At 61.8% G+C, this 25,464-nt stretch carries 34 protein-coding genes and 1 pseudogene; 8 read left to right on the top strand and 27 right to left on the bottom strand.

Going from position 1 to position 25,464, the window contains the following annotated elements:
- Positions 1–6: 6 nt before the first annotated feature.
- The 19 genes from FGW20_RS00695 to FGW20_RS00605 form a co-directional block, all read right to left on the bottom strand.
- Positions 7–357 (bottom strand): RNA polymerase Rpb4 family protein, encoded by a 351-nt coding sequence (locus FGW20_RS00695; RefSeq protein ID WP_301676184.1) that lies wholly within the window; start codon positions 355–357, stop codon positions 7–9.
- Positions 358–378: 21 nt separating this feature from the next.
- A complete protein-coding gene (locus FGW20_RS00690) occupies positions 379–672 on the bottom strand; it encodes a 50S ribosomal protein L21e (protein ID WP_301676183.1) in 294 nt (97 codons plus the stop codon).
- A gap of 2 nt (positions 673–674) precedes the next feature.
- Positions 675–1,913, bottom strand: a complete 1,239-nt coding sequence (locus FGW20_RS00685) for a tRNA pseudouridine(54/55) synthase Pus10 (protein WP_301676182.1) — start codon at positions 1,911–1,913, stop codon at positions 675–677.
- On the bottom strand, positions 1,913–2,482 hold the full coding sequence (gene trmY, locus FGW20_RS00680) for a tRNA (pseudouridine(54)-N(1))-methyltransferase TrmY (protein WP_301676181.1): 570 nt from the start codon (positions 2,480–2,482) through the stop codon (positions 1,913–1,915). The genes FGW20_RS00685 and trmY overlap by 1 nt, the downstream gene beginning before the upstream one ends.
- Positions 2,479–3,810, bottom strand: a complete 1,332-nt coding sequence (locus FGW20_RS00675; RefSeq protein WP_301676180.1) for a signal recognition particle protein Srp54 — start codon at positions 3,808–3,810, stop codon at positions 2,479–2,481. The genes trmY and FGW20_RS00675 overlap by 4 nt, the downstream gene beginning before the upstream one ends.
- On the bottom strand, positions 3,810–4,901 hold the full coding sequence (gene ftsY, locus FGW20_RS00670; RefSeq protein ID WP_301676179.1) for a signal recognition particle-docking protein FtsY: 1,092 nt from the start codon (positions 4,899–4,901) through the stop codon (positions 3,810–3,812). Before ftsY ends, FGW20_RS00675 begins: the two co-directional genes overlap by 1 nt.
- Positions 4,901–5,359, bottom strand: a complete 459-nt coding sequence (gene pfdA, locus FGW20_RS00665; protein ID WP_367617908.1) for a prefoldin subunit alpha — start codon at positions 5,357–5,359, stop codon at positions 4,901–4,903. Before pfdA ends, ftsY begins: the two co-directional genes overlap by 1 nt.
- Positions 5,352–5,543, bottom strand: coding sequence for a 50S ribosomal protein L18Ae (gene rpl18a, locus FGW20_RS00660; RefSeq protein ID WP_301676178.1), 192 nt, complete (start codon positions 5,541–5,543; stop codon positions 5,352–5,354). Before rpl18a ends, pfdA begins: the two co-directional genes overlap by 8 nt.
- Before the next feature lie 7 nt (positions 5,544–5,550).
- Positions 5,551–6,213 (bottom strand): translation initiation factor IF-6, encoded by a 663-nt coding sequence (locus FGW20_RS00655; RefSeq protein WP_301676177.1) that lies wholly within the window; start codon positions 6,211–6,213, stop codon positions 5,551–5,553.
- Position 6,214: 1 nt separating this feature from the next.
- The gene (locus FGW20_RS00650; protein WP_301676176.1) at positions 6,215–6,478 is read right to left on the bottom strand and encodes a 50S ribosomal protein L31e; all 264 of its coding nucleotides are present in this window, start codon (positions 6,476–6,478) and stop codon (positions 6,215–6,217) included.
- Positions 6,479–6,482: 4 nt separating this feature from the next.
- Entirely contained in the window at positions 6,483–6,635 is a 153-nt protein-coding gene (locus FGW20_RS00645; protein WP_301676175.1) for a 50S ribosomal protein L39e, read from the bottom strand.
- A 20-nt stretch (positions 6,636–6,655) separates the two neighbouring features.
- Entirely contained in the window at positions 6,656–7,246 is a 591-nt protein-coding gene (locus FGW20_RS00640; protein WP_301676174.1) for a DUF7411 family protein, read from the bottom strand.
- Positions 7,246–7,584 carry a DNA-binding protein gene (locus tag FGW20_RS00635; protein ID WP_301676173.1) on the bottom strand — a complete coding sequence of 113 codons (339 nt, stop codon included), beginning with the start codon at positions 7,582–7,584 and terminating at the stop codon, positions 7,246–7,248. Before FGW20_RS00635 ends, FGW20_RS00640 begins: the two co-directional genes overlap by 1 nt.
- 19 nt (positions 7,585–7,603) lie before the next feature.
- On the bottom strand, positions 7,604–8,053 hold the full coding sequence (locus tag FGW20_RS00630) for a 30S ribosomal protein S19e (RefSeq protein ID WP_301676172.1): 450 nt from the start codon (positions 8,051–8,053) through the stop codon (positions 7,604–7,606).
- 51 nt (positions 8,054–8,104) lie between these two features.
- Positions 8,105–8,365, bottom strand: a complete 261-nt coding sequence (locus tag FGW20_RS00625; RefSeq protein WP_048113252.1) for a YhbY family RNA-binding protein — start codon at positions 8,363–8,365, stop codon at positions 8,105–8,107.
- Complete coding sequence (locus FGW20_RS00620) at positions 8,362–8,679, bottom strand: ribonuclease P protein component 4 (protein ID WP_301676171.1); 318 nt, start codon at positions 8,677–8,679, stop codon at positions 8,362–8,364. Before FGW20_RS00620 ends, FGW20_RS00625 begins: the two co-directional genes overlap by 4 nt.
- 71 nt (positions 8,680–8,750) lie before the next feature.
- The gene (purN, locus tag FGW20_RS00615; protein WP_301676170.1) at positions 8,751–9,377 is read right to left on the bottom strand and encodes a phosphoribosylglycinamide formyltransferase; all 627 of its coding nucleotides are present in this window, start codon (positions 9,375–9,377) and stop codon (positions 8,751–8,753) included.
- Positions 9,378–9,398: 21 nt separating this feature from the next.
- On the bottom strand, positions 9,399–10,679 hold the full coding sequence (locus tag FGW20_RS00610) for a hemolysin family protein (protein ID WP_301676169.1): 1,281 nt from the start codon (positions 10,677–10,679) through the stop codon (positions 9,399–9,401).
- Positions 10,680–10,774: 95 nt separating this feature from the next.
- Positions 10,775–11,599, bottom strand: coding sequence for a sugar phosphate isomerase/epimerase family protein (locus tag FGW20_RS00605; protein WP_301676168.1), 825 nt, complete (start codon positions 11,597–11,599; stop codon positions 10,775–10,777).
- A gap of 39 nt (positions 11,600–11,638) precedes the next feature.
- Here FGW20_RS00605 and xseA point away from each other — a divergent pair, with 39 nt between their 5' ends.
- Entirely contained in the window at positions 11,639–12,886 is a 1,248-nt protein-coding gene (gene xseA, locus FGW20_RS00600) for an exodeoxyribonuclease VII large subunit (RefSeq protein WP_301676166.1), read from the top strand.
- Complete coding sequence (gene xseB / locus FGW20_RS00595; protein WP_301676165.1) at positions 12,870–13,055, top strand: exodeoxyribonuclease VII small subunit; 186 nt, start codon at positions 12,870–12,872, stop codon at positions 13,053–13,055. The genes xseA and xseB overlap by 17 nt, the downstream gene beginning before the upstream one ends.
- On the opposite strand, the gene FGW20_RS00590 is transcribed toward xseB, so the two are convergent.
- Entirely contained in the window at positions 13,030–14,985 is a 1,956-nt protein-coding gene (locus tag FGW20_RS00590) for a PAS domain S-box protein (protein ID WP_301676164.1), read from the bottom strand. The two genes, xseB and FGW20_RS00590, sit on opposite strands and share 26 nt — an antisense overlap.
- A gap of 346 nt (positions 14,986–15,331) precedes the next feature.
- Positions 15,332–15,685 (bottom strand): annotated as a pseudogene (locus FGW20_RS00585) (DUF371 domain-containing protein); the annotation flags it as partial.
- Positions 15,686–15,718: 33 nt separating this feature from the next.
- Here FGW20_RS00585 and FGW20_RS00580 point away from each other — a divergent pair.
- On the top strand, positions 15,719–16,309 hold the full coding sequence (locus FGW20_RS00580; protein WP_301676163.1) for an HVO_0476 family zinc finger protein: 591 nt from the start codon (positions 15,719–15,721) through the stop codon (positions 16,307–16,309).
- A gap of 3 nt (positions 16,310–16,312) precedes the next feature.
- Here FGW20_RS00580 and FGW20_RS00575 read toward each other — a convergent pair whose 3' ends face one another.
- Both FGW20_RS00575 and FGW20_RS00570 read right to left on the bottom strand, forming a co-directional pair.
- Positions 16,313–16,591 carry a thioredoxin family protein gene (locus tag FGW20_RS00575; RefSeq protein ID WP_301676162.1) on the bottom strand — a complete coding sequence of 93 codons (279 nt, stop codon included), beginning with the start codon at positions 16,589–16,591 and terminating at the stop codon, positions 16,313–16,315.
- A gap of 48 nt (positions 16,592–16,639) precedes the next feature.
- Entirely contained in the window at positions 16,640–17,338 is a 699-nt protein-coding gene (locus FGW20_RS00570; RefSeq protein WP_301676161.1) for a hypothetical protein, read from the bottom strand.
- Positions 17,339–17,494: 156 nt separating this feature from the next.
- Between FGW20_RS00570 and FGW20_RS00565 the strand changes: the two genes are divergently transcribed.
- Together FGW20_RS00565 and FGW20_RS00560 are read left to right on the top strand one after the other, a co-directional pair.
- Entirely contained in the window at positions 17,495–17,965 is a 471-nt protein-coding gene (locus FGW20_RS00565; RefSeq protein ID WP_301676160.1) for an Hsp20/alpha crystallin family protein, read from the top strand.
- 67 nt (positions 17,966–18,032) lie between these two features.
- Positions 18,033–18,821: a CBS domain-containing ParB/RepB/Spo0J family partition protein gene (locus FGW20_RS00560; RefSeq protein WP_301676322.1), complete on the top strand. Its 789-nt coding sequence runs from the start codon at positions 18,033–18,035 to the stop codon at positions 18,819–18,821.
- Positions 18,822–18,920: 99 nt separating this feature from the next.
- Here FGW20_RS00560 and FGW20_RS00555 read toward each other — a convergent pair whose 3' ends face one another.
- On the bottom strand, positions 18,921–20,099 hold the full coding sequence (locus FGW20_RS00555; protein WP_301676159.1) for a nucleotidyltransferase family protein: 1,179 nt from the start codon (positions 20,097–20,099) through the stop codon (positions 18,921–18,923).
- Between the two features lie 96 nt (positions 20,100–20,195).
- Here FGW20_RS00555 and FGW20_RS00550 point away from each other — a divergent pair, with 96 nt between their 5' ends.
- Together FGW20_RS00550 and FGW20_RS00545 are read left to right on the top strand one after the other, a co-directional pair.
- Positions 20,196–20,693 carry a YkgJ family cysteine cluster protein gene (locus FGW20_RS00550; RefSeq protein WP_301676158.1) on the top strand — a complete coding sequence of 166 codons (498 nt, stop codon included), beginning with the start codon at positions 20,196–20,198 and terminating at the stop codon, positions 20,691–20,693.
- The gene (locus FGW20_RS00545) at positions 20,686–20,946 is read left to right on the top strand and encodes a hypothetical protein (RefSeq protein ID WP_301676157.1); all 261 of its coding nucleotides are present in this window, start codon (positions 20,686–20,688) and stop codon (positions 20,944–20,946) included. The genes FGW20_RS00550 and FGW20_RS00545 overlap by 8 nt, the downstream gene beginning before the upstream one ends.
- Positions 20,947–20,952: 6 nt before the next feature.
- Here FGW20_RS00545 and FGW20_RS00540 read toward each other — a convergent pair whose 3' ends face one another.
- The 3 genes from FGW20_RS00540 to FGW20_RS00530 all read right to left on the bottom strand — a co-directional run bounded on the left by FGW20_RS00540 (position 20,953) and on the right by FGW20_RS00530 (position 23,413).
- Entirely contained in the window at positions 20,953–21,282 is a 330-nt protein-coding gene (locus FGW20_RS00540; protein WP_301676156.1) for a type II secretion system protein E, read from the bottom strand.
- A 135-nt stretch (positions 21,283–21,417) separates the two neighbouring features.
- Positions 21,418–21,723 (bottom strand): stress response translation initiation inhibitor YciH, encoded by a 306-nt coding sequence (gene yciH, locus FGW20_RS00535; protein ID WP_301676155.1) that lies wholly within the window; start codon positions 21,721–21,723, stop codon positions 21,418–21,420.
- A gap of 43 nt (positions 21,724–21,766) precedes the next feature.
- Positions 21,767–23,413, bottom strand: a complete 1,647-nt coding sequence (locus tag FGW20_RS00530) for an adenosylcobalamin-dependent ribonucleoside-diphosphate reductase (RefSeq protein WP_301676154.1) — start codon at positions 23,411–23,413, stop codon at positions 21,767–21,769.
- Between the two features lie 59 nt (positions 23,414–23,472).
- Here FGW20_RS00530 and FGW20_RS00525 point away from each other — a divergent pair, with 59 nt between their 5' ends.
- Entirely contained in the window at positions 23,473–24,969 is a 1,497-nt protein-coding gene (locus FGW20_RS00525) for a cobyric acid synthase (RefSeq protein WP_301676153.1), read from the top strand.
- The last annotated feature ends 495 nt before the right edge of the window (positions 24,970–25,464 follow it).

Here is a 25,464-nt window from a genome sequence, read left to right as displayed (position 1 = left end):
CTTCAATCAGAAGTGGGTCATTACCAGGTCGAGGATCTCGTCCAGCTCTTCCGTTGTAAGATTGAACCGTTCTTTGGCGTAGATGGCCCGCAGTTCATCCCGGGTCCGCGGCATCAGGTTCGCGATGCGGTAGGCGATCTCCTCTTTCATCTTCTCAAGTTTCAGGAGCTCATCAACGAGGGCGCAAGCCCTCTCGGAAGATGTCTTTGAAAGCTGGTTGGCATGCTCGATGCTCTTACGAAGCTCGTAGGACATCTCTTCACCGGACTCGAGCCGGGCTGCCTCCACCGCGAGAAGGGTTTCCCGCAGTTCGGGAAGCAGCATCCGCTCTTCACTCACAATTCGTTTTACCTTCATGCCAACCACTACTGTTGAGGATTATACTTTCTGCGCTTTTAGATGTTGCGGTCTCGCAATCACCTGTTTTACCGAATCTCCATCCCTGACTTCAAGCAGCCATGCGCGTCCGCGCTGTCCGATGACCGTGCCGGTCTTCCCGTGGAATCTCCGGTGGGGCATGCCCTTCTGGACACTCGGCTCGACCACGACGTGCACCTTCTGCCCGATCTCGAACTTCTGAATCACCGAGGTGACCGGGGGGATGCCACGTTTTCTGAGGTCCTTCTTGAACTTATACCGCGTCTTCTTGCGTGGTCCATTGTGATGTGCCATGATTACTCACCATACTCGTTTGCAGTTTTGACCAGCACCACATCGAGGCTGACAACACTTGCGGTGCGCCCCAGGATCTGGGCAAGGCTGGGCTGGGTTCTGCCGCTGTCGCCCGATACCAGTTCTTTTATGTAGAGGCCCGCTTCGCCGACGACTTCAACCCAGTATCTGCCGTCGACGCTACCCGTACATTCGATATCGAGGACACGCCGTTCCCGAACTTTATCTGCCCGTCGGTGTGACACCCTATTCGGGGTGCGCTGTCGTATCGTTACACCTTTTAACTGATCGAGGGCCGCCCTGAACTCATCTGGGGTTACAGAACCGTCGATCTCGACCAGGATCCTGTATTTTTTATGCGCTTTGTCTGATTTAAGGCTTTGCACCAATTTCCGATCCGCCCATCCGTCAAGGTGAACCGCCACCCGGCCTTCGGCCGCACGGTTGATCTCCACTTCAAGCGCCGCAAGATCCACCGACCGCTTCCGCGGCGCCTCGATCTCCATCGCGAAGGGGCGGCCCGATCCGAGCATCCGGGCATCGATATCCTCTCTCCCGGCACCGTGCAGGACGGCGTTCTCCGCGCCGAATACCTCGATCGCCGGCCGGCCGATCAGTTCCTCGACGGAGTCGGCATACTGCTTGCCGGTGAAGTTGCACTTCTCGCACCCGGCTCCCCGGCACGCCCGGCAGTCCCAGTGGGTCTGGGGGATGCCGCGCTCGTACTTCAGGTACCGGCCGGCGAAGAAGACGGGGTTCACCTGCACCTCGACGGTGCCTTCCCCGAGATCGAGGATCGCCACAACGTCGGGCTTCTTGAGGTCGGCCGACTTTCCGGAGAGGGCCGAGACGGCTTTTCCGACCTCCCGGTTCATCTCGGCCTTCAGCGGTTCGGGGTCGCGGAGCGAGAGATCGCTCCAGATCATCTCCTCGCTCTCCGCGACGAGCGGCGGCACCTTCGTCCCGATAAGGAACGTTGAAAACTCGATGCCGTCCAGCGCCTCGACAACCTTCTCCGCCCAGTCTTCGGTGCGGGAGAGTTCGCCGGCGCATATCCAGCAGGAACCCGGGTCGGGTTCGCGGTGCGGTTCGTTTGCCGCAAGTTCGTGCGCGATCCGAAGAGCCCTGCCCCGCTCCTCGTTCGTCAGTCCAAACGACCGCTTGCCGAAGAAACGCCCGAGACAGTGGTCGCAGGTATCGCCGTATCCAAGAATTGCTTCTACCTCGTGTATGATATCCATCAGGATTCCCTCCGGTCCATCTCATTTAAGAGGACGGTGATCGTGTGATCGGCGTGCAGCGACCGCGGCCCGACCGAGTAGCGGGGGCAGCCCGCGATCGAAGCCTCTTCCTCTGCGGTGAAATTGTGGTGATCCGAGAGGAGATAGTTCTCCGGGAGGTCGTGTGCCCCCCGGATATCCTCGCCCGCCTCATCGAGCACCGCGAACGGGATCTCGGCAAGCAGCCGGGAAAGCCCGCCGCGGCGGACGTAGACGCCGGGAGTCGACTCCCGGAACTCGTCGCCGCAGGGGATCGAGAGCGCCTTCTTGATGAGAGCGGCGCTGCTCCGCTCGTCCGGCGAGAGGTGCCTGACCTCGGCGCCGCGAAAGAGGACGGTCTTCTCGGGCCCGGGCTCCCCGCAGAGGACGAGGTAGCACTCGACGTCGCGGCGCAGATCGTGAGAAAGGAAGAACGCGGAGTTGACAGAGCGGCAGAGGACGTCCATCCTCCCGCCGCTACCGGGCAGATCGTTGAGGCTGAAGGTGCCGCTCGTCACGGCAAGGTGGCCCACGACGGCAAACCGCTTCATCTACTGGGTCCGCCGAACTTCTTCATCATGCGCTGCATGTTGAACTTGCCGCCGCCCATGCCCCGCATGCCCTTTAGGGCGCGCTGCATGATCTTGTAGTATTTGATGAGGTCGCGGACGTCGTCGGGCGTCACACCGGCGCCCCGGGCGATCCGCTGGATCCGGGAGCTCCCGATCATCGACGGGTCGTCGAGTTCCGGGGGCGTCATCGAGTCCATGATCACCTTGTAGCGCTGCATCTTCGTGCTGGTGATGTCGTAGGCGTCGTCCGGGATCTGCATGCCGCCGAGGGGGAGCATGCTCATGATCTGCTTCAAGGGCCCCATCTTGTTCAGGGCCTCGAGCTGCTTGTACATGTCCCGGAGCGTGAACTTGCCCTTGAGCATGGCGTTGACGTCGAGCTCCTCGCCCGAGACCGCCTCTTCCGCCCGCTCGACGAGGGCTCTTAAGTCGCCCATCCCGAGCAGCCGGGAGATGAACCCGTCCGGGTCGAACCGCTCGAGGTCGTCGATCGTCTCGCCGCTCCCGATGAAGACGATGCCGCTCTGGGTCTCGGCAACCGCTGAGAGCGCGCCGCCGCCTTTCGCGGTACCGTCCATCTTCGTGACCAGGACACCGTCGATCCCGATCGCCTCGTGGAACCGGCGGGCCTGTTCGCTCGCCTGCTGGCCGAGCGCCGCGTCGATCACGAGCCACCTGTGCTCGGGGTGCGAGATCTCGTTGATGTTGACGATCTCCTCGATCAGGTTCTCCTCAAGGGCGTGCCGCCCCTGGGTATCGATGATGATGACCTCGTAGAGCTTGCGGTACTTTGGGAGGCCTTCGCGGACGATCTTGAGCGCATCGGGTTCCTTCGGATCCCCAAAGCACGGGACGCTGATCTGGTCGCAGAGCGTCTTCAACTGGTCGTAAGCGCCCGGCCGGAAGGTGTCGGCGCAGATCACCCCGACCCGCAGCCCCTTGCGCTGGAAGTAACGGGCGAGCTTCGCCGTCGTCGTGGTCTTCCCGCTCCCCTGCAACCCTGCCATCAGGATCGTCTGGGGCTCGAGCGCCACCTCGCCGGGCGTCCCCATCAGCCGGACGAGTTCCTGGTAGACGATCCGGAGGACGTGCTCCCGGACACCCATCCCCTTCGGCGGCTCCTCCTCGAGGGCGCGCTGCTTGATCGCCTGGGAGAGGTGCATCACGAGTTTGACGTTGACGTCGGCGGAGAGGAGCGCACGCTGCAGGTCGCGCACCAGTTCGTCGACCGCCGCCCGGTCGATCACTGTCTTGCCGGCGAGTTTTTTGACGGCGTCCTTTAAGGACGTGCCGAGGTTATCGAGCATCAGGCTTCATCTCCCAGAAGTTCGCTCACCACCGCCCCGGGTTCGAACGGCATGATGTCGTCGTAGCCCTGGCCGGTTCCGAGGAAGAGGATCGGTTTCCCGACGGTGTGAGCGACCGAGATCGCCGCACCGCCCTTGGGATCCATATCCGCCTTCGTCAGGACGACGGCGTCGGTGCCGACGGCCTTGTTGAACTCGTCGGCACGGATGACCGCGTCGTTCCCCGCGACCGCCTCGTCGACGTAGACGACGAGATCGGGCTTCATGACCCGCCGGATCTTGTCGAGCTGGTTCATGAGGTTCGCCCGGTTGTGGAAGCGGCCGGCCGTATCAGCGAGGACAACGTCGATATCGTGCGCCTTCGCGTACTGGACAGCGTCGAAGAGAACTGCGGAGGGGTCGGCGCCCGCCTGGTGCTGGATCGTCTTGATCCCGAGGCGGTCGGCGTGGGTCTGTATCTGCTCGATCGCACCCGCACGGAAGGTATCGCCTGCGCCAATCACGACCGTAAAGCCGTTCTTCTGCAGGTACTGCCCGACCTTCGCGACCGTCGTCGTCTTGCCGGTTCCGTTCACGCCGGTGAAGAGGATCTTCACCGGGCGCTCGTGCTCGCGGATGTAGCGCGAGAGGTCGAGGCCCTCCCCGAGCACTCCACAGAGCGCGGAGCGCAAGGTCGACACGACCAGATCGTCAACCGAGGCGCCGATCTTACGGTGCCGGCCAAGAAGATCGCTTCGCATCCGGGCGATGATCTCGTCCGTGACCGGGAGCGCGACGTCGTTTTCGAGAAGCACCATCTCAAGTTCGAAGAGCGGCTCCTCGACGTCCTTCTCCTGGAGGAGGACTTCCCGATCCCGGACGAGGACTTTTACCTTCTCAAAAAACGTAGGGCGCTCCCGGCCCTCCTGCACCTCTTCCTCCGCGATAGAAGATTCGGGTTGGGGGGCGGGAGTGGAGACGGGTTCTTCCGTCTCCGCTCCCTCCGGCAGTTCTGCAACCTGCGGCTCCGGTTCGGCCCCGGCAGCCTCCTCGATATTCGAGGCGAATTTGGTCCTGATATTCTGAAGTTTTTTCTTTAGGGAATCAAACATTATGAACGTCCGCCCTGGCCTGCCTGAGCCTGCCGGGCCCCCCGGTACGTCGCCTCGAGGCGCCGGGAAATCTCCGTTGCCTGGCCCTGCAGTTGTTCGACCGAACCTGAGACCTTCTTTGCAAGCGCCTCAAGTTCGGTTATCCGATCCTCCAGATACTCCACCGCATCCGCGGTGGCCCGTTCGACCGAAACGTCGGCCCCGACGTTCACCAGAGCATGACCGGCATCGAGCACCTTCACCCGAAGGTATGCACCGCCCCCGATGGGGAGAAGAACGGTATCGTCCGCGTTCTCCTGGATAGCACGGAGGGTCTCGATGGCGGCGGTGCCCTCAAGCCGCTGCTGCTCTATCATCGAGAGCTGCTGCGTCATGAGCTCGATCTGCTGCCCGTACTCGTTCAAGTACATCTGGAGAGTCTGTATCTCGCGAGGATCTGCCTGGTTCACGTCATTCACCAGCTACTACGTTAACCGATTCGATAGAGATATAATTTCTCTTCAGGCGGTGTTTGCTCCCGATATCAGTAAGAACCCGCTCTTTTGCCTGGTTCTCGTTCGGGGCGCCGACGACCTTGCGGTACGGTTTCCACTCGTTGTTGATCTTACACGCGCCTACAACTTCAAACATCTGGTTTTCCATGGTTGTATCACTCCAAAAACCCAAAGACTTCTTCTATTCGTCCCAGCTCAAACCCGGTCGTGACGGACCCTGCGACGTAGCCATTGCTGTTTGCAAGGAGCCCGGTACCCACGAGACCGCTTCCCATGTTGACCGACCCAAGCCCGATCGGGAGCTCGACCACTCGTTCGAGGTTCGCGAGCTCCGTATCGTTGGCTCTCGGGTGGACAAGGACACCTTTGTTCGTCGCGGATCCCGCCATACCGACGGTCTTGATACCGCCGAGCGAGAGCCGGACCACCGGCACCCCGAGGAACGACCCGATCTCTTCGGCAACATCGAACGGCATCTCAGGGTGGACGGCGGCAACGTAATCGTTTGCGAGAATAACGTTGCCGGCCGCGTTCATAGCCCCCTCGAGCAGAAAAATGTCCCGGTACTCGTTCAAGGCCGCCAGTTCCTCGTCGGCGGCAAGGCCGCTGACGACAAGACCCTGGCTGTTTCCGGCAACGAGCGAACCGATGATGCTGCTTCCCTGGATAAAGGTGCTCACGACCTCGACATCGAGTTCCCGCGCGAGGGCCGCGGTAAACTCCGCGGGCGCCCCGGGGTATACGATCGCTATATCCTCAAATACTCGGGCGTAGACGCCGATGTTCGGATCGCCGGCGAGATCGATCGTTCCCGTCATTTCACTCCTCGGCGAGCTCGGCCTGAACCTGCCCGTCCTCGAACTTCATCGCGCGGACGCGAATCTTTCGCGGGGGCCTGGCACTGCCGTTCTCCCAGACCTTCTCGTTGATGCTCTTATCGAGTTTGACGTCCTCGCTCTTCATGTGCCGCGCGAGAAACACCCTGATGTCCTTGATTGCGGTGTTACCCCGCTTCCACCGGGGTGCACGCTTCACCTCGCGGAGGGGGATGATATAGATATGCTCCTTCAATGCTTCTGCCATAACCTTACACCTTCAGGGAACTCCGTCTCCAGTTGCGCCGCTTTGGATGCGACGCAACCCCACGGTTGGTCTTGATCATCACCCATGCAGGCACGCGGCGGTTCTGCTCGCATGCCTTTGCCAGCCGGATCTTCCGGCCCTTCATTAATTTGCTCATAATGTTCACTCTCGTAATATTCAGGTATCTCTCCTCGCGACCACCAGCGACTGCAGGTGGCGGGAGGGGAAGAACGACGCCGGGTCGATGCCGCGAGCGCAGATGGCGTTGCGGAGCTCTCCTTCATAGTCGCCGTTCCCGATGCTGCCCGTCTCCCCGTACCGCACCACGAGCAATCGCTCGGCCAGCCGCTCCACCTCAGTTTTTCCGTAGCCGAAGAGCGGGCGGACGTAGGAACAGCCGGTGGTCATCTCCAGGTGCTGGACATCAGGGCGTTCGAGCCGGGGAACCCGGTCTTCCCGGCGGGTGCCGTCGCCGACCACCGCATACTCGGCCGCTAGGGCCTCAACCGCCGTCCGGTGAACCATATCGATCGCGTCGTTTGGGTACCCGCATGAGAGGAGCAGGTCGACGGCTTCGCAAAGCAGATCTCTTCCGAGCACCCTTCTCCTGAAGGGAAGTCCCAGGGCGGCCGCTGCGGCCCGCACTTCCGGGACCTCGCGGTCGGGATCGAATACACAGGTATTCAGTTCCACGCCGTAATCGCGCGCGAGCATGATCGCCGCGAGCGCGCTGTCTTTCCCGCCCGAGAAAAGCACACCTGCTTCCATTATTTCCGCGTAATCCTGAACTCTTTCTTCGACGGCGTCAGCTGGGCAAGCAGCGCTTTCAGCTGCTCGTCGGTGATCCGCTGCCGAACCCTGCCGCTCTGGGCCAGCATCACCAGCTGCTGCTCGACCGCTTTTGCAAACTCCGGCCGGGTCAACTTGATGGTATTGAGCCTCTCCCTCGCTTCAGGTTCGAGGATCTCCATGAGCGCGGCGCGGATCTGTGCATCCATCTGCTGCTGGCGTGCGGCCTCTTCCTCCATACCCTGCTGATCCATCGCCTGCCGTTGCATCTGCTCCATCTTCCGGCGGCGCAGTTCAGCGAGTTCGTCATCTACCATCAGTCATACCTCCTGCCGATCAATACTTCGCAAGGCCCGGGGCGGTTGTGGCAGCCTCGGGTTTCAGGCCGTTTGCAACGTTGTCAAGGAAGGACCTGCCCGCCGGTGTTACCGTGCGTCCCCCAACGCCGTGGGCGACGTATCCGGCTGCTTCGAGCTGCTGGAAGATCTTCCGAACGATCGACCCGCTCCCCCGCTTAAACCGGTTCGGAGCCGAGCCGCGGTTCAGCGCACCGCCGTAAGCGGAGCGCATCCTCTGGATACCGACAGGGCCGTCGGTGTAGATCCGCCGAAAAACCGCCGCCGCACGCACGTACCACCAGTCGTCATTCTCGGGGGGCATCTCTTTGTGTGCCCCCGTCTTTGCAAAAGCGGCCCAGTCGGGGGGCTGAATCTGCGGATTTTTCTTGAGTTCTTCTGCCACCTGCCGGATGAGCATATCGGCAGGGATGTCATATACAGTCGTCATAGATGAACCTCACTCTCGCTAACAGTCTTTACATATTCGTTTAGTGACGATTTATATATTTCGAGGATTGTGCCCGGGCGATCGGTTCCGCCGCTCCGTAAGGACGAGCGTCCGCCCCCGGACCTCGGCCAGGACCGCGCCGGCCGACGCCGCTATCTCCTCGGGATCAACCTCGGTGTTTCTGAGCCATCTCACCTTGACGACCTTCCGATCCTTGAGCTGCCGCCGGATCTCGTCGATCATGACGTTCGTGATGCCGCGTTTCCCGATCCAGATGGTGGGCTTGAGATCCTGGAATGATTCTCTGCTCATTGTCGTGGCCTCCCGACCGGGTACCGCGACCGGTGCCCGCAGGCAAGACAGGTGACAACCACGCGCCCCCGGTGAACCCGGACCCGGGCGTTCGACCCCGGAACCAGGTAGGTGCAGCACCGGCGGCAGAAACGGCGTTTCAGTGGTCGTTCTATCCGAACGCGATGACGCATGCCGATCTTGCGGGCCAGTTCAACGCACCGGTTGCTCCAGTCGGGGTTTTCCGGGTAGAACTCCGCGGCACGCGCGAAGAGGACACTTATCCTCTCACGAGCGAGTCTCCGGGAGCCTGATTTTCGTTTAGTATCTGCCATGGTGCGATCCGTCTCAGTGGTGGGTCATGAGATTGGAGGCGAGAAGATATATAAGAGATTGATGACCGCGGTCAGCGGACCCACACGCGTCGCCCGTCGACCTCCAGGCGGTTCTCGCAGAAGAGTTTCACCGCGAGTGGGAGGGCTTTGTGCTCCTCTGCGAGGATCCGGTCGGCGAGCCTCGTCTCATCGTCGTCCGGGAGAACGGGCACGCACCGCTGGACAACGATGGGGCCGGTATCCATCCCCTCGTCCACCAGGTGGACGGTGCAGCCCGCGACCTTCACCCCGTACTCGATCGCCTGCCGCTGCGCGTGCAGTCCGGAGAACGCCGGGAGCAGGGCGGGATGGATGTTCATCATCCGGCCCGAGAACTCGCGGACGATCCCGGTCCCAAGGATCCGCATGTAGCCGGCGAGGACGAAGAGGTCGGCCCGGCAGCCCCGCATCGCAACGAGGAGGGCCTCCTCATAGGCGGCTTTCGTTGGGAACCCCGCGTAGTCGACGACCATCACCGGGACGCCGGCGTTCTTCGCCCGCTCTATCGCGTACGCCTCCGGGTTGTCAGTGACGAGCCCGACGCAGATCCCGGGGATATCCCCGGCCGCGACGGCGTCGAGCACCGCCTGAAAGTTTGATCCTCTCCCCGAGACGAGGAACGCAATCCGTTTTTTATCAATAGATCTCTCTGGACTCATAACTACCGTTCTCCGGGCACCTTACCGGGCCTCGCCCGGCCCGTTCTGCGGGCCGATGATCAGTTTCACCTTGACGATCCGCCGACCCCGCATCTGCATCACCACAAGTGTGATGTTGCTCTCCTCAACCTTGACCACCTCGCCGCGGCGGGGGATGTGGCCCAGCCGGTCGATAACGAGGCCGCCGATGCTCTCATAAGCATCCATCAGCGGGAGGGATAGTTCCAGGTCCTCGTTGAGGTGCTCCACCCACGCCCGCGCATCGACCAGGTAGACACCCTCCTCGACCTGTTGCACTTCGGGCTCCTCCTCGTCGAACTCGTCCATGATCTCGCCGACCAGTTCCTCGAGCATGTCCTCGACGGTCACGATCCCGGCAAATGAGCCGTACTCGTCGAGGACGACTGCCATGTGCTGCTTCTTCACCTGGAGTTCCTTCAAGAGCTCGTCGATCTTCTTGCTCTCGGGGACGAAGTAAGGTTCGTACATCAGGTTCCTGACCGTCGCGCTCGTCTGCTGCCGGAAAACTGCCGAGAAGACGTCTTTCACGTTTAAGAGCCCGATGACGTTGTCGATGTGCTCGTGATAGACCGGGAGCCGGGAGAAACCCGTCTCGTTGAAGATGGTGAGGGCGCTCTCGAGCGTGGATACGTCCTCGATCATGGTGACGTCTATCCGCGGCGTCATCACCTCGCGAACCGTTGTGTCCCCGAACCGCAGCACGGAGTAGAGCATGTCCCGCTCCTCCTCCTCGATGGTGCCCTCCTCTTCGCCGACGTCGATCCACTCCTTGATCTCCTCTTCAGTGACGACCGGCTCGGTCACGCCGGGCCTGAAGGCGAACTGCTGCTTGATGCGGTCAGCGACCCAGAGCACTGGATAGAGCACTCTTGAGAGGTAGAGGATCGGCTGGGCGACAGCGAGCGCCAGTTTTTCGGTATTCCGGGAGGCATACATCTTCGGCCCGATCTCGCCGAAGATCAGCATCAGAATGACCGTGACTCCGGTCGCTATCCCGATACCGACATCGCCGTAGATGGCTATGGCGATCGCGGTCGCGAGCGATGCCGCGGCCACGTTGACGATGTTGTTTCCGATCAGGATAGTAATCAGAAGACTATCCGTCGACTGTTTCAACGTATCGAGCGCATTCGCTCCCTTTCGACCCTGATTTAAGAGGGCGCGGACTTTCGCCCGGGTTACCGATATAAGGGCGACCTCCGAACTTGAGAAAAAGCCCGAAAGGAGCAGACAAACAATGAATAAAATAATCTCTACGGTTAAAAGGTCTATGACTACCATTTACTCCACGCCGCATCAAGCGGCAGCATCCGGTATTGATTGATTCCCGGCATTTTATGAATTATGTCGCAGCCAGATGTAATAAAACCAGCGCTTCACGAGAATGCCTCTCGTAGCGCCTCCGATTCCTTTGAAAGAAGCACGACCTTCTCCTCGGACGAGAGCGCCCCGGGAAAGACCATGTCCTCGAGTTCCAGGGTGAGGTATCCACCATAACCCCGGTCGGCAAGTTCCGCGAGCACCCGCAACGCCTCCGGGTCGTCATGAATGGGGTGGTGGGGGCGCCCGTTCCCGCCGATTGCGCTGACGTGGACGTTAACCATCCTCTCAATGCAGAGATCGATGAACCGGATCGTCTCGTCGCACGACGTCATCATGGCGTGCCCCATATCCAGCGTGAACCAGAGCCAGGGTTCCCGCTCGAGCACCTCGGCGGCATCCTCCGCCGTGGAGAGGAGCGCGTTGACCCGGGGCTCCAGGTTCTCGATCGCCACCTTCACCCGCGTCCCCTCCGCCACCTCCCGGAGCCGGGCGATGTAGTCCTCGAACCGGCGGTAGTCGTAGGCGCTCGGGTGCCGTTTCGCCGTCCGCTTCCCCGGGTGGATGGTGACCACGGCGGCACCCATCCGCTCCGCCATCTGGACGGCCTCGACGGCGTAGTCGACCGAGATCCCGGCAACCCGGGGGTTGATAGAGCAGGGGTTTAAGTCCAGCGACGGGGCGTGGACGGTGATCGGCGCGAGTTCCGGGTGCCCCGCGATGCACCCGGCGAGTTCATCTTCAGGGCGGTCGCGAAGCCAGAAATGCGGCGTCTCGACCCAGAACTCAAGCGAATCAAGACCGGACTCAGCGACGTAGTCGAAGATATGGTCACAGGGGTACTCGTGGAAGAACATGGTCGAGACGGCGAAACGACCCATAACACTACTTGATATAAACCATCGGTCAAATAGATTGTGATGATGCTCGGCGGTCATTCCACCGGCCCGGAACAGTTCGGCACCCCGATCTTCGGGGTCTCGGAGGTCTCAGGGCTCATCTGCGACCTCCTCGACGACGCCCGCCTGCGCCAGATCTGGGTGCGGGGGGAGGTGACCAACTACAAGAACCACGCCTCCGGCCACCGTTATTTCTCACTCTCGGAGAGGAGCGGGAGGAACTCCGCGGTGATCAACTGCGTCATGTGGCGCACCACCGCATCGGCGCTCGCGTTCGAACCCAAAGACGGCATGGACGTCCTCGCCTGGGGATCCGTGGAGGTCTACGAGCCTCACGGCAGATACCAGCTGATCGTCCGGGAGATGCTCCCGGCGGGCCTCGGAGAACGCCATCTCATGGTCGAGCGCTGGAAGCAGGAACTCGACACCGAGGGGCTCTTCAATCCGGAGCGGAAACGCCCTCTGCCTCCCTTCCCGCAACGGATCGGCGTGGTCACCTCATCGACCGGCGCGGCCGTGAAGGATATCCTCTCGGTCATCTCCCGGCGCTACCCGTCGGAAGTAATCCTCTCTCCGACGGCCGTCCAGGGCGAGGGGGCGCACATCGAGATCGCGGAGGCGATCCGGCGGATCGACGGGCTCGTGGACGTGATCATCGTCGGGCGCGGCGGGGGAAGTTTCGAAGATCTCTTCCCCTTCAACCACCCGGACGTCGTGCGGGCCGTCGCGGCGTGCAGAACACCGGTGATCAGCGCCGTCGGGCACGAGGTGGATACCGCCCTCTGCGACTTCGCCGCGGACATCCGGGCGCCGACACCCTCGGCGGCGGCGGAACGGGCGGTGCCCGAGCGCCGGGACATGCTCCGCGAACTTGCCGGGTGCGAGGAGAGGATGCACCTGCTCGTCCGTAGCCGCCTTGCCGCCTCACAAAGCGAGGTCGAGGACCTGCGGGAGCGCATGCGCCCCGGACGGCTCGCGCGCCGCATCAACGAACGAATGCAGCGCCTCGCCGAACACGACGACCTGCTCAGGCGGGCGGCGGTCGCCCGGGTGCAACGGGAACGCTCCGCTCTCGCGGAGATTCGCGCCGGCCTCGAGGGGAAGAACCCGCTCGCGATCCTGGAGCGGGGATACTGCATCGTCGAATCGGGCGAGAAGGTCGTGAGGAGCGCCGCAAGCCTCGCACCGGGCGAGCGCGTGACGATCAGGATGATGGACGGTCGGGCGAGAGCCGTCGTGGAGGAGACAACATATGACGAAGACCTTTGAAGAGATGCTAGAAGAACTGCGGGGGATTGTCCGGAAACTCGAAGACGGCGAGACGAGCCTTGAGGAGAGCATCGCCATCTACGAGCGGGGCGCGCTCCTCGTCAAACAGTGCGAAGACCTGCTCGACACGGCCGAGATGAAACTCACCGAGCTTGGCCGCGACCGGTGAAGCGGTAGAACCCTTGCGGGACGTCGATCTCGAATCGCGCGCCTTTACCGGGCTCGCCGGTCTCCCGTATGGAGATCCCGGTAATACCGAGGATCTCGCGGGAGAGGAAGAGCCCGAATCCGGTCTGCCGCCCGAACCCACGCCTGAAGAGGTTCTCTTTTACTTCACGGGGAATGCCGATGCCGTCGTCCTCGTAGACAAGGCTGATCCCCCGGTCGGACCCTTCGGGATAGATGCGTATCCGGGTAACCCGTTCACCATGCCGGAGCGAGTTGTCGATGAGGTTTTCAAAGACCCTGACGATGAGAGGGTCGGCATACACCTCCAGATCGCCCGTCCGCACCTCGATGGCAATATCGCCCGGATCGAGCCCCGCCATCGCCTCACGGACGATCCTCCGGGCATCCTGCCAGGCAGGGGTGGCCACCCCGACATCACGGTACTCCGCGGTGAAGGCCATGTAGCGCTGGATGTCCTGGAGGGCTTCTTCCTCTTTTCGGCAGTAGTCCAGCAGTTCCGGGTCGCTCACCCGCTCGCGAAAGAGGGCAAGGTACCCGGAGAGCACGGTGAGCCGGTTTAAGATATCGTGCCGGGTCACATCGGAGAGCAGGTTGAGTTTCCGGTTCGCAAGAAGAAGCGCCTCCCCCGCCATCCGCGCATCGGTGATGTCCCGGCCCACCGATTGGTACTCGACGACGGAACCCTCTTCATCGAAGGACGCCGTATTCGTCCACTGCTGCCACCGGACACCCCCGTCCGGCATGATCACCCGGTGCTCGACCGTCGATACCGGGTGGTCGGGGGTGAGGGAGGCGAAGCTCTCCTGGATCCGGGCCTGGTCGTCGGCCGGGACGGTGAGGGTGTAGCGCCGTCCGATGAGGTCGCCGCACGGGATGCCGACGTAGCGGCAGTAGGCGTCGTTCGCGAAGGTGATGGTGCCGTCGGGGAGCCGGCGGCAGATCAACTCGGTCTGGCTCTCAACGACCATCCGGCACCGCTCTTCGCTCTGCCGGAGCGCTTCTTCAGCCTCGCGCCGGGCTGTGATGTCCCGGATATAGATGGAGATGCCCGCACGGGTGGGGACGGCACGCACCTCGAACGTGTGTTCCCGGCCGTGGATATCAAACCTGCATTCGCTTATCCCGGGTCGGCCGGTCTCCGCAATCTGCCGGAAAAACCCGATAACCTCGTCGTTTCGGAGTTGCGGGAACAGGTCGTAGATGCTCTGTCCGACCGCTTCCTCCACCGTGCGGCCCGAGAGACGGGCGGCCGCCCGGTTCCAGGAGATGACGCGGCCGTCCCGGTCCAGGGCGAGGAATGCGTCGCTGACGTTCTCGGTCAGTTCCCGGTACCGGTCTTCGCTCTCCCGGAGGGCTTCCTCGACTCGCTTCTCTCCCGATATGTCGTGGAACACCCAGAGGTACTCGGCTGCACGGCCGCCGGGCCCGTAAGAGGTCGAAACGGCCGCAGTCGCCGGAACGGTGCCGCCGTCGGCTCGAACGAGCAGGAACTCCTGCGCAGGCAGATCCTCGCCCCGGCCGAGCGCTGCAACGGCCGACCGGAACGCCGGGATGCTTTCCGGGTGGAGATGTGCGCCGAGAGGCAAACCCTGCAGCCGGTCGGGAGCGATGCCGAACAGGAGGGTCGCCGCCCGGTTCGCCTCCAGGATGATGCTGTCCGCGCCCGTGCAGAGGCAAATCGCCGGGAGGTGGAAAAATCGGTCGCGATATCGTTGGTATGCGGCGTCGATGCTCCGGATATCGGCAATCAGCGTGTCGACCTGATCGTAGAGCTCGGCAAGATCAGGTTTGAGCAGGAGCAGGTCCCCTGCGGGAGCCGCACCCTCGCCTGCCCTGAGCGGGCGGAGACGGCGGTCGAGATCTTCCAGGTGCTCGAGGAGGTCTTCGAGCGCCGGGGTGAGCGGTTGCATATCTCACCCGTTCCCCTGCACCTTGAGTGCATAAATCTATCCCTGCCGGCATCGCGGAGCGGGCACACGGGTTTTCCGGGCAGGAAGATCGGAGCACCGGCAACCTCACGGATTTCACAGCTCCGTGTGAGGCAGCAGCGCAATGAGTGTGTCGGATCTCACGCGGAGGCGCGAAGTCAGGCTGATAGGCGCATCGACAGTTCCCTTCGCGCCCTTCGCGAGTCGCACCTCGCACCTGGCGATGCTTGAACTCTTGTTCCTCCGGAACGTTGTCACCCAGAATCTCCACTTCGAGTTCGACGACCAGTTCCTCCCCCCGCCGGAGCGCCTCGATGAACTCGCGGGGGAGGGTCGCCGCGACCTGGTCGGAGCGGATGCCCACCGTCCGGTCGGAGACAAAATCGCTCCGTCGCCAGACGAGGTCGGCGGGGTGATCCAGACTGAACGCCGCGTTGCCCCGCGACGTCACCTCGACGATCTCGCTCCCCGCGGTAAGCCGGGTCGTGAGCACCGCCCGATCGTCGCAGAGCAGCGCTTTGAGACCGGGGTCGAGGTCGGCGGCACCCTTGTCGGCAGCGACGCCGATGATGCAGTCTCCGGTCTCGGTCAGCGTCTCGTCTTTTGTCACTTCAAACGTCGTCCGATGGGTTCCCTGGACCAGCGGGTGTCCCCGTGCCCGCACGACATCCCTCGCCTTCATGCTTAATTAGGAGAGGGACGCTATTGCTAATGAATGATTAGCATCGTTTGCCCCGTCTGTAAAGAGGAGTGCGAACACCAGGTTCTCCGGGAAGCCGCCGAACTGGTGGTGCAGTGCAGCGAGTGCGGGCAGGTTCACCGGATACCGAGACCCCCCGAACCCGAGATCCTTGCCATCAAAGCCATCGTGAGCCAGGAGACCGAATCAATGGTCTGCAGCGTCGAGATGTTCGATGACGAGGTCGTCTCCCTTGGCGACCGGATCGCCGCGGAGTGCGGCGACGAGGTCTTCGGGGTCGAGGTGACCGGCATTGAGGCCGGTCCAAAGCGGGTTCGCCGGGCGGCGGCCGGAGAGGTGACGACTCTCTGGACACGGGGAATCGAGCAGGTCGTGGTGAAGGCGTCAATCCACACCGGGCGCACGACCCTCCCGCTCTACCAGACCGCCGACGGCGAGGATGAGTTCGTCGTCGGGGAGACCTACACCTTTGCGGGCCGCCGGATCAGGATATCACACATCAAACTCCGCGACGGCCCGGTCATGCGAAAAGAAGGATGGAAGACGTTTGCCCGCCGGGTGAAGCGGATCTACGGGTATCTCGAAGGTCGCCCCCGGGGCCGCTGAACCTCACCGGGGCAGGGGCTCGGGGAGGTGGCGCCGGATCGCGGCCTCGAGGTCTTCACGGTGGACGAGCCCCTCCATCCGCTCCCTGACCTCGTCGCCATCGAGGACGATGATCGTCGGCGTCACCCGGAGATTATACTTCTGGATATACTCGGGGTTCTTCACGGCATCGATCTCTTCTATCTTGATTCCGAGTTCCTTCTCGGTCTCGCAGAGGATCGAGGCCTGCTCCTCGCACCCCATGCATCCTTCCTGGTAGAAACTAATCACCTTTACCGCCATGTACGGCAGGTCGCAGGGAGATTATAAAAAAGTGTGGGGCGGGTGCCGTCACCCGGTTATGCCGTTGAGTGTGACCCGGGCGCTGCCGTAGCGGCACGTAACGACCAGCGAGTCGTCGGTCTTGTCAGCGACTTCCCAGAAGCGCAGCGTCGGGGTCTGGTTGGTCTCATTCCCCAGATGGATGCCCGACGCGAGCATAAACTCGCGCAGGAACGGTTTACCCACTTCCGCCTCCGTGAAGTTGAGGTCGATCTCGTTTGCTTCCTCTTCGCTGATATTTATCTCGAGGTCGTTTTCCTCGTAAGCGAAACTGATGGTCTTCGTCTCGCCGGCCTGCATCCCGACGAGCCCTGCCGAGATAGCGTTGGTCTCGAATCCCAGCAGTCCGGCGCCCACGGTTCCGTTGGTCTCGGGGTATGCGATGGGAATGGGTGCAATGTTCTCACCTGAGACCTGTGCACCGACGGGCATCTCCAGGCCGTAGGTCAGGAGAACAAAGTTTCCCTTCTCGTACTCGCTTACGAGGAGGTTCTGGTCGGTCGTGATGAGGGGACGTCCGTCCTCGTTGAAGATGGTGTAGCCGATCACCGCCATGTTTCCTACCTGGGCGGCCGGTTTCTTCTCAAACATGGGTGCGAGATAGGTGCCGACCATGGCAACCGCAACCAGAACGGCAATCCCCACATAGGCCCATTTCATCCACGGGGAGTTGTCATCCTTCGAGGTCTTCTGCTGTGTTTTTTTCATTACGAGTACAATCGCCGTTTGGTGAAATAAAATGGTATTGTTCTGGAGGGATACGGAGACGCCAGAGATAAATTTATTATACTTTAGCACTACCTAAAGGTTAGCCTCGGCCGACCCGCTCGTCCGGGGCGATCCGAGTCAACAGGAGTGATTACAATGGCAAGAATCGAACGAGGACCGTATCGCACGATATGGCAGGACTTCGACGACCTTATGGCCGAGATGGAGAGCAGGTTCCAGTCGTTGCTCGGGGGGATCGGCTCACGCGGAGAGGAAGTCCGGGGCCGGGTCGTCCCCGCGGTCCGCGACTTCCGCGTGGATGTCCGCGACCACGAGGACGAAGTGATCGTCGTTGCCGACCTCCCCGGCGTCGAGAAGGAGAACGTCGCTGTCCGGCTCATCGATCCCAGCCACCTGGAGATCACCAGCAGGCGGACGGGAGAGACCGAGGAGGAGAGCCTGGATTTCTTCATGCGAGAGCGCATCTACGGTCTGATGACCCGCACGGTGCTGCTCCCGGCGGAAGTAATCGAAGAGAGCGCCGCTGCAACGTTTAAGAACGGGGTTCTCGAGGTCCGGCTGAAGAAAGCGCCGGCCGAGACCGGAACCACGATCCCCATTGAATAACCATTTTTTGGGGGCGTTGCCGGGTTCAACCGAACATTTCATGTCGGGCCAGCGTGAGACTATCATGATGGATAAAAAGAAGGTCAAGGATTACATGACCTACGACGTCGTCACCGTCAATGCCCACGGGACGGTTCGGGACGTCATCGAAACCATAAAAAATACACATCACGACGGTTTTCCGGTCGTCGAGAATTCAAAAGTGGTGGTGGGCTACATATCGGCACGGGATCTCCTCTTCGTCCACCCATCGACACCGGTGGAGCAGGTGATGTCCCGCCACCTCATCGTCGCCGACCCGGACATGAGCGTGAACGACGCCGCTCGCGTCATCTTCCGCTCCGGCATCCAGAAACTCCCGGTCGTCAACGACAGAAACGAGCTCATCGGGATCATGTCGAACGCCGACGTCATCAGGTCCCAGATCGAGCACGTATCGCCGGAAAAGGTCTTCAAGTTCATCGAAACACTCAAAAAACTCTACGGGGTGGAACCGACCCTGAAACGGGGATCGGTTCCAATCATCAACCTCCTGCCCACCCAGTCGAAGATCTACGAGGACGAACTGGAGGGGAGGATGTACGAGATCAAGAAGGGGCTCGCCGAGCCCCTGATCGTCGTCAGGCGGCCGGGCCGCTGGATCCTGGTCGACGGGCACCACCGTGCGATCGCGGCCAAGCGACTCGGGATCGCGAACCTCGACGCCTACATCATCGAGGTCAGGGAGAACATCGAACTCGGGATGGAGCGGACGGCCCGGACGCTGAACTTAAAGACGCTCGACGACATCAAAGTCCTCGACTACGCCCGCCACCCCCTTGTCGCGCTGACGCACCGGCTTGTCAGGCACGGGTAGTGCCCCGGGGGCCATCACCGGCAACCAACCGCTTTTCGTGTCCTTCGCGTGAGGGGGCGACCTGCACCGGGAACCACGAGGCGCGGTGAAATGCCCCAATTAGGACCCTTCGGTCCGGGTATCGAAGTCCTCGTTTAAGACGTGCTCTTTGACGACCGTCCCCTCGGGGATGATCACCTCCGGCCAGAGCCGGGTTCCCGAGTGGACGACCACGCCGCCTTTCAGCACCGCACGCGGCCCGATGACCGTATCGTGCTCGATGTTGCACCCGGTGCCGATGAGTGTATCGTTGTCGATGATACTCCCGCTGACGGTGCTGTCTCTCCCGATCACCACCCGGTTGTAGATTGACGAAGAGAAGACCTTCGCGCTGTTCTTGATGATGCAGCCCTCCCCGATGCTCGTATACGGCCCGATGATGACGTTCTCCTCGATGATCGTCCCGGCGCCGATCGAAACCGGCCCGATCACCCGGGAATTTGCCGCAATCGAGACCGAACTCCCTATCTGTGCCGGGCCGAGGATCCGGGCGCCCTTGATGTAGAGGTCGCCGGAGATGTTCGTGAACCCGATATCCTGCAGTTTCCACCGTTCCGCTTCACGGAGCGACCGCGGGCTTCCCACGTCCGACCAGTTGCCGCGGGCAAGCCAGGCTTTCAGGCCGTAGCCTTTCTCCATCAGTTCGGGGAAGAGGTTCCGGGCGAAATCGAACTTCTCGCCGGTCGGGATGTGGTCAAAGATCTCCGGGTCGCAGACGTACATCCCGGTGCTCGCCAGGTTCGAGAAGATCTCACCCGGGCTCGGCTTCTCCTTGAACCGTTTGATCTGGTAGTCCGCGTCGATCTCGGCGATCCCGTACTCGGTCGGGTCATCGATGCTGATGAGGCCGATCGTGGTGATCGAGTCGTTGGTGAGGTGTTCACGGTAGAACTCGAGCAGGTTCAGGCCCACCACGTGGTCGCCGCCGACAACCAGGAACGGCTGCTCTTCGAGGTATTTCTGGGCGTTCTTGACGCTCCCCGCCGTTCCGAGTTTCGTCTTCTCGTGGACGTAGGTGACATTGACCCCAAAGAGCGACCCGTCCCCGAGGGCCTCCTCGATGGACTCGCTCATGTAACCGAGCGTGATCACCACGTCGTTGAACCCGAGGTTCGCGAGGTGTGAGACCAGGTGCTGGATCGAGGGTTTGTTGACAATTGGAATACACGGTTTAGGACGCCCGAATGTGAGGGGGCGGAGCCGTGTGCCCTCCCCTCCGCACATTATGCACACCTTCATGCCACTCCATTGTATGCGTATCGATTTAACCCTATTGGGACGGCAAAGCACCTCGTTCACGAACCTTTATCCATCGTTATGCAAAGAATCTAGTGGATGACGGCGTTCGAATGTACACTCTGCGGGAAGTGCTGCATGCAGGCAGGCGGCGCACTTATCGAGGTAGAGAAGAGACTCACGAGCCGCGATTTCCTCTGCCGGCAGAAGGTCGTCGGCGGCACGTTCCGCGCCCGGGTAGAGGAACGGTTCCTCGACGCATTCAGGGATACCTCCGAGAACGACAGACACCCCTCCTGGTGCCCGTTCCTCCGGCCCCTCCCCGGGGAGAGGGGGAAATACGTCTGCACCATTCACAACAGCCGCCCGCTGATCTGCCGGTCTTACATCTGTTGCACCATGCGGATCTTCGATTCCAGCGGGCAGGAGATCGGGAAGGTGAAGGGGAGGAGAAGCCTCGCCACCGAGGACGCCGCCCTCCACCAATGCTGGGAGGAAGGAGTCGCACCGCTCACGACCGACGACGATATCGTCTGGAAGAGCGAGGTCGCCGCGATCCTCGGCCGGGCGGGATACCAGGTCGAGGCCTATGAGTGAACCCCGGCGTCTTGCGGTCGTCCAGGGCCGGGTTCAGTGCACGGAAAAAGAGAGTGTTTCCATCGACCGGTGCAGATTCTGCGTCCATTCCGCCAGTGTCGTAGTCAAAGGAGCAGAACTGCCGTCACCGGCACGGGCCTACTGCAGCCGGTGCCGCGATGCACCCAATATCGATATGGCAAAAGTCGAGGCGGTTCTCTGCGATGATAAGCAGGAAGAAGGGTTTCGGAGCATCGCAAACATCATCAGCTAACCGGGCTTACTTCCGCCAGAACTCCCAGGGGTGTTTCGTCTGGAACGGAACGCCCTTCGCCTCGTTGTTCCAGTCGGTCTCGATCGTGTGGTGGACCAGCCGGACTTCGTTGCGGAGCTCCGTAAGGACACTTTTGACATCCTCAAGTTCCTTCTGGAGCCGGCTCAACTCCTCAAACGTTCGCGGCTGCCGGACTGTCGGCGTCCCCGTCTCCTTGCAGGCAAGGCCGGCCTCAATCAACTCTAAGATAGCCTCATTTCTTTCGAGCGCGTGATCCCTGGCAAACTGATCGATCTGCTCCATCAGGTCGGGATCGAGCGCAAACGAACATCTCATCACCATAGGTCGTCCACTCCCAATATTGTACCTATCTGTTGATTATAGTGTCTGCCGCTCAGGGAAGGGACAGCCTCTTTGAGTGCAACGTCTTCGCAAAAAAAGTGTCCGGGCCCTCTATGGAGGACAACCCGGTCAACTGATATTTTCCATGTTGTATCCTTTCTGCGCGAGCAGAGCTTTCACCCGCTCGCGGTGGTTGCCCTGCAGCTCGATCGAGGAGTCTTTGACCGTGCCGCCACAGGCCAGCTTCGCTTTCAGGAACTTGGAGAGGTCTTCGAGATCGATGTCATAAGGGTCGAGGCCCTCGATGACCGTGACTTCTTTCCCGTACCGACGCCTGTTGATCTTTACGCTGATTCTCTGTTGTTCCTTTGCTACTTCTTCACAGATACACAGTTCCTTTGGCAGTCCGCAAGTCGGACAAATCCCACCGTTCATTGCATTGTACCTTTCAGCTCTCGTTATATATTATTTGGCATGGTCATCCGTCAATCAGGCAGACATCGCACCCTAGCGAGAATATCTGGTCGGGTCTGCTCCGGTAGCGGTAGACGGTTGTGCCCTTGCACCCAAGATCATGGGCGAGGGAGAAGACGCGAATGATATCGTCGACGGTTGCGCTCTGTGGCAGGTTCACGGTCTTCGAGACGGCGTTGTCCACGTGCTTCTGGAACGCCGCCTGCATTCGGACATGATGCTCCGGTGCGATCTCGGTAGCTGTCCTGAAGAGGTCGCGGGCATGGTCGTCGAGGGGGAGGGCGGCGACCGTGCCGTGGCGGCGGACGTGCTCGGCCACATCCTTCCCCCCGGCGGTCGGGGGCAGGAACCCGGCTACAAGGTCGCTCGTGATGCTGACCGGCCGGCCGTCGATCGTCCGGTCGTAGGCTAGCGAGAAGACCGGTTCGATGCCGCTCGTTGTGCCGGCGATGAGGTGGATCGAGCCCGTGGGGGCGATGGTGGTGACGGTGGCGTTGCGCATCTCGCCTGGAAAGACCGAGCCCTCGATCACCGGGAACGACCCGAACTCTCTCCCGAGTTCCTCCGAGCGCTCCCGGGCCGTCACCCGGATACGTTCCATCAGGCTCCCGGCGAACCGGAGCGCCTCCTCCGACTCGTAGGGTATCCCGAGACGTATGAGCGTCTCGGCAAACCCCATGACCCCGAGGCCGATCTTCCGGGTTGATAGGGTCTTTTCCCGGATCTGGGGTAGAGGGAAGTGGTTCACGTCGATGACCGCATCGAGGAAATCGACGCCGCACCGGACGATTTTTGTCAGCAGGCCTTCATCGAGGTCGTGCTTTCTGATGCACCGGGCGAGGTTGACGCTTCCGAGGTTGCAGCTCTCGTAGGGGTAGAGCGGCTGCTCGCCACAGGGGTTGGTCGCCTCGATGCGACCGAGGTGCGGGGTGGTGCTCTGTCGATTGATCTCGTCGAGGAAGAGCACCCCGGGCTCGCCGGAGACGCTGGCGGACGCGGCGATGAGACGCCAGAGCGATCGGGCGTCGATGCTCTTCCAGACACTGCCGTCGCGGGGATTGACGAGGTCGTACTCCTTCCCCGTCGCGACGCACGAAAAGAACTTCTCGTCGACGCCGACCGAGATGTTGAAGTTCGAGAGCCCCCCTTCCTGCTTTGCGGTGACGAACTCCTTGATGTCGGGGTGGGAGGCCGCGAGCACCCCCATGTTCGCCCCCCGGCGCCGGCCGCCCTGCCTGACCGCCCCGGTCGCCGCGTCGAAGACCCGCATGAACGAGACCGGCCCGGTTGCGGCGCCCGTGACCCCGTTGACGGCGTCGCTGCGGGGCCGCAGAAGGGAGAACGAAAACCCGGTTCCTCCCCCGGACTGGTGGATGAGCGCCATGTGGCCGAGGGTTCCGAATATCCCTTCGAGCGTGTCCTCCATCGGAAGGACGAAGCAGGCCGAGAGCTGCCCGGAGGGGGTGCCCGCGTTCATCAGGGTCGGGGAGTTCGGGAGGAAAAGAAGGCTCGATACGAGCGAGAAGAACTCGCGGGACCGTGCCGTCCCGCCCACGGCGTCGGCGACCCGGGAGAAGAGGCCGGCCGGCGTCTCGCCCGGGAGGAGGTAGCGGCTCTCCAGGAGGAGGCGAGCAGCAGGGGAGAACTCCATATGATCCCTGATGGAACCCCGCCCTTAATAACCCGTCGTGCCCAACTCTTCTGCCGGCAATGTCTCTCATCGTGCTCGGAACTGCATCCCACGTGGGCAAGAGTATGACCGTTGCGGCGCTCTGCCGTGCGCTCTACCGCCGCGGAATCCCGGTTGCGCCGTTCAAATCCCAGAACATGAGCCTCAACTCCTACGTCACGGCCGACGGGAGCGAGATCGGGATCGCCCAGGCCGTCCAGGCCTTCGCGGCCGGGGTCGAACCGGAGGCAGACATGAACCCGGTTCTCCTCAAGCCGAAAGGCGATTCTGTCTCGCAGGTGGTGCTCCTCGGCCGACCCTATAAGGATGTGCAGATCCGGGACTACTACAGGGAGACCGATACGCTTCTTACCGAGGCCGTCGCCGCGTTCGAGCGCCTGAAACGGCGCTTCGGGAACGTGGTGGCGGAAGGTGCCGGAGGAGCGGCGGAGGTGAACCTCTACGACCGCGACATCGCGAACATCAGGCTCGCCCGCTCGCTCCGCCTCCCCATCGTCCTGGTCGCCGATATCGAGCGGGGCGGGGTCTTCGCCCAGGTCTACGGGACGCTCGCCCTCCTCCCGGAGGATATCCGGCCCCTCGTCGCCGGGGTCATCGTCAACAAGTTCCGGGGAGACCCCGGGCTCTTCGCCCCGGGCGTCGAAAAACTCGAGGAACTCACGGGCGTCCCGGTGCTCGGGGTGGTTCCCTACACCGATATCCCTCTGCCGAGCGAAGACTCGCTCTCGATCGCCGATAAAGGAGAGCGATCGGCCGCCCGCCCGGTCAGGATCGCCGTCCTCCGCCTCCCGCGGATCTCGAACTTCACCGACTTCGAACTCCTCGAAGAGCACGCAACGGTGGACTACGTCCCGCCCGGCGGATCGCTCTCCGGCTACGACTGCATCATCCTGCCGGGAACAAAGAACACCGTCGAGGATCTCGCCGTGCTGAACCGCAACGGCGTAGGGGAGGAACTCCGGCTCGCCCGGGAGCGGGGCGTCCCGATCATCGGGATCTGCGGTGGCTACCAGATGCTCGGGAGCCGGATCCATGACGGCGCCATCGAGTCGGAGAACCCTGCGGAATACCCGGGGCTCGGGCTCCTCGACGTCGTGACGGCCTTTTCCGGCTATCGCAAGACGACGGTGCAGGTCCGGCGCCGGGCAACCGGTCCCGGGCCCATCCTCCCGGCGATGGGGGAGGTGGAGGGCTACGAGATCCACATGGGCGAGACGGAGCGGGGAGGGGTGCCCGAGGCGTTCGCCGGGGAAGGAGCCGCAACCCCCGACGGCCTGGTCTTCGGGACCTACATGCACGGCCTCTTCCAGAACCCCGGCGCCGTAAACGCCCTCCTCGCCCACCTCTCGGAACGCCGGGGCGTAGCCTTCGAACCGGTGGCGGAAGCGGGCGGAGGCGCCCTCGGAACCGCGGCTTCTTACGACGAACTGGCCCGGCACTTCGAGGAGCACGTGGATATGGAGGCTATTCTGGAGTTTTTTCAGAACGATGGCACGGCGGCGAAAGAAGCAAAGTGAAAGCGAATAACGGCTTTCCGCAAAATGGAATCTAGAAGAGCCAAAAACCTTCGATTGTGAGCAGCCACATTGTAATCAAGAGAAGGTCAAATCCTCATTTTGGGACTACCCAGGCAGATCTACGCTCCACTTGATCCCGCAACTCCACCTACGGATTCCCACTGAGTATCGCGCTTGGGGAGGGGCCGACGGGGAGGGGGGCATGCCCCCCTCCCCTGTCCCCACGGTCCAGTGTACCGGGCGTTTTCATCGCCTGAAGTTCTGTCAGTTGCGACCCAAAACCCCATTCCTCTCAACTCCACCCCTTAGGGCCAGTCCTTCCAAGCATCGCATCCACCCTCCTGTCAAAGAAGTTCCCAGACCGTTTTATGGGCCCTGTTGAAATGCTTTCCACAACCCCTGGATAACACTCGGTTGCCGATAGAGGCGGGTGATGTGGGTCTCACGCGAAGCCGCGAAGGGAGACAGTCAATACCCATCCAGACTTCGCGTTCT

Source organism: Methanoculleus methanifontis (assembly GCF_030464365.1).
Classification (GTDB): domain Archaea; phylum Halobacteriota; class Methanomicrobia; order Methanomicrobiales; family Methanoculleaceae; genus Methanoculleus; species Methanoculleus methanifontis.
Note: the sequence above shows the minus strand (reverse complement) of the source record. Positions and strands in the feature narration are given on the sequence as shown.

What these genes read in the sequence shown, in the direction of transcription:
- FGW20_RS00695 (WP_301676184.1), bottom strand. Translation starts at nt 357, where the DNA reads ATGAAGGTAAAACGAATTGTGAGTGAAGAGCGGATGCTGCTTCCCGAA.
- FGW20_RS00690 (WP_301676183.1), bottom strand. Translation starts at nt 672, where the DNA reads ATGGCACATCACAATGGACCACGCAAGAAGACGCGGTATAAGTTCAAG.
- FGW20_RS00685 (WP_301676182.1), bottom strand. Translation starts at nt 1,913, where the DNA reads ATGGATATCATACACGAGGTAGAAGCAATTCTTGGATACGGCGATACC.
- trmY (WP_301676181.1), bottom strand. Translation starts at nt 2,482, where the DNA reads ATGAAGCGGTTTGCCGTCGTGGGCCACCTTGCCGTGACGAGCGGCACC.
- FGW20_RS00675 (WP_301676180.1), bottom strand. Translation starts at nt 3,810, where the DNA reads ATGCTCGATAACCTCGGCACGTCCTTAAAGGACGCCGTCAAAAAACTC.
- ftsY (WP_301676179.1), bottom strand. Translation starts at nt 4,901, where the DNA reads ATGTTTGATTCCCTAAAGAAAAAACTTCAGAATATCAGGACCAAATTC.
- rpl18a (WP_301676178.1), bottom strand. Translation starts at nt 5,543, where the DNA reads ATGGAAAACCAGATGTTTGAAGTTGTAGGCGCGTGTAAGATCAACAAC.
- FGW20_RS00655 (WP_301676177.1), bottom strand. Translation starts at nt 6,213, where the DNA reads ATGACGGGAACGATCGATCTCGCCGGCGATCCGAACATCGGCGTCTAC.
- FGW20_RS00650 (WP_301676176.1), bottom strand. Translation starts at nt 6,478, where the DNA reads ATGGCAGAAGCATTGAAGGAGCATATCTATATCATCCCCCTCCGCGAG.
- FGW20_RS00645 (WP_301676175.1), bottom strand. Translation starts at nt 6,635, where the DNA reads ATGAGCAAATTAATGAAGGGCCGGAAGATCCGGCTGGCAAAGGCATGC.
- FGW20_RS00640 (WP_301676174.1), bottom strand. Translation starts at nt 7,246, where the DNA reads ATGGAAGCAGGTGTGCTTTTCTCGGGCGGGAAAGACAGCGCGCTCGCG.
- FGW20_RS00635 (WP_301676173.1), bottom strand. Translation starts at nt 7,584, where the DNA reads ATGGTAGATGACGAACTCGCTGAACTGCGCCGCCGGAAGATGGAGCAG.
- FGW20_RS00630 (WP_301676172.1), bottom strand. Translation starts at nt 8,053, where the DNA reads ATGACGACTGTATATGACATCCCTGCCGATATGCTCATCCGGCAGGTG.
- FGW20_RS00625 (WP_048113252.1), bottom strand. Translation starts at nt 8,365, where the DNA reads ATGAGCAGAGAATCATTCCAGGATCTCAAGCCCACCATCTGGATCGGG.
- FGW20_RS00620 (WP_301676171.1), bottom strand. Translation starts at nt 8,679, where the DNA reads ATGGCAGATACTAAACGAAAATCAGGCTCCCGGAGACTCGCTCGTGAG.
- purN (WP_301676170.1), bottom strand. Translation starts at nt 9,377, where the DNA reads ATGAGTCCAGAGAGATCTATTGATAAAAAACGGATTGCGTTCCTCGTC.
- FGW20_RS00610 (WP_301676169.1), bottom strand. Translation starts at nt 10,679, where the DNA reads ATGGTAGTCATAGACCTTTTAACCGTAGAGATTATTTTATTCATTGTT.
- FGW20_RS00605 (WP_301676168.1), bottom strand. Translation starts at nt 11,599, where the DNA reads ATGGGTCGTTTCGCCGTCTCGACCATGTTCTTCCACGAGTACCCCTGT.
- xseA (WP_301676166.1), top strand. Translation starts at nt 11,639, where the DNA reads ATGATGCTCGGCGGTCATTCCACCGGCCCGGAACAGTTCGGCACCCCG.
- xseB (WP_301676165.1), top strand. Translation starts at nt 12,870, where the DNA reads ATGACGAAGACCTTTGAAGAGATGCTAGAAGAACTGCGGGGGATTGTC.
- FGW20_RS00590 (WP_301676164.1), bottom strand. Translation starts at nt 14,985, where the DNA reads ATGCAACCGCTCACCCCGGCGCTCGAAGACCTCCTCGAGCACCTGGAA.
- FGW20_RS00580 (WP_301676163.1), top strand. Translation starts at nt 15,719, where the DNA reads ATGATTAGCATCGTTTGCCCCGTCTGTAAAGAGGAGTGCGAACACCAG.
- FGW20_RS00575 (WP_301676162.1), bottom strand. Translation starts at nt 16,591, where the DNA reads ATGGCGGTAAAGGTGATTAGTTTCTACCAGGAAGGATGCATGGGGTGC.
- FGW20_RS00570 (WP_301676161.1), bottom strand. Translation starts at nt 17,338, where the DNA reads ATGAAAAAAACACAGCAGAAGACCTCGAAGGATGACAACTCCCCGTGG.
- FGW20_RS00565 (WP_301676160.1), top strand. Translation starts at nt 17,495, where the DNA reads ATGGCAAGAATCGAACGAGGACCGTATCGCACGATATGGCAGGACTTC.
- FGW20_RS00560 (WP_301676322.1), top strand. Translation starts at nt 18,033, where the DNA reads ATGGATAAAAAGAAGGTCAAGGATTACATGACCTACGACGTCGTCACC.
- FGW20_RS00555 (WP_301676159.1), bottom strand. Translation starts at nt 20,099, where the DNA reads ATGAAGGTGTGCATAATGTGCGGAGGGGAGGGCACACGGCTCCGCCCC.
- FGW20_RS00550 (WP_301676158.1), top strand. Translation starts at nt 20,196, where the DNA reads ATGACGGCGTTCGAATGTACACTCTGCGGGAAGTGCTGCATGCAGGCA.
- FGW20_RS00545 (WP_301676157.1), top strand. Translation starts at nt 20,686, where the DNA reads ATGAGTGAACCCCGGCGTCTTGCGGTCGTCCAGGGCCGGGTTCAGTGC.
- FGW20_RS00540 (WP_301676156.1), bottom strand. Translation starts at nt 21,282, where the DNA reads ATGAGATGTTCGTTTGCGCTCGATCCCGACCTGATGGAGCAGATCGAT.
- yciH (WP_301676155.1), bottom strand. Translation starts at nt 21,723, where the DNA reads ATGAACGGTGGGATTTGTCCGACTTGCGGACTGCCAAAGGAACTGTGT.
- FGW20_RS00530 (WP_301676154.1), bottom strand. Translation starts at nt 23,413, where the DNA reads ATGGAGTTCTCCCCTGCTGCTCGCCTCCTCCTGGAGAGCCGCTACCTC.
- FGW20_RS00525 (WP_301676153.1), top strand. Translation starts at nt 23,473, where the DNA reads ATGTCTCTCATCGTGCTCGGAACTGCATCCCACGTGGGCAAGAGTATG.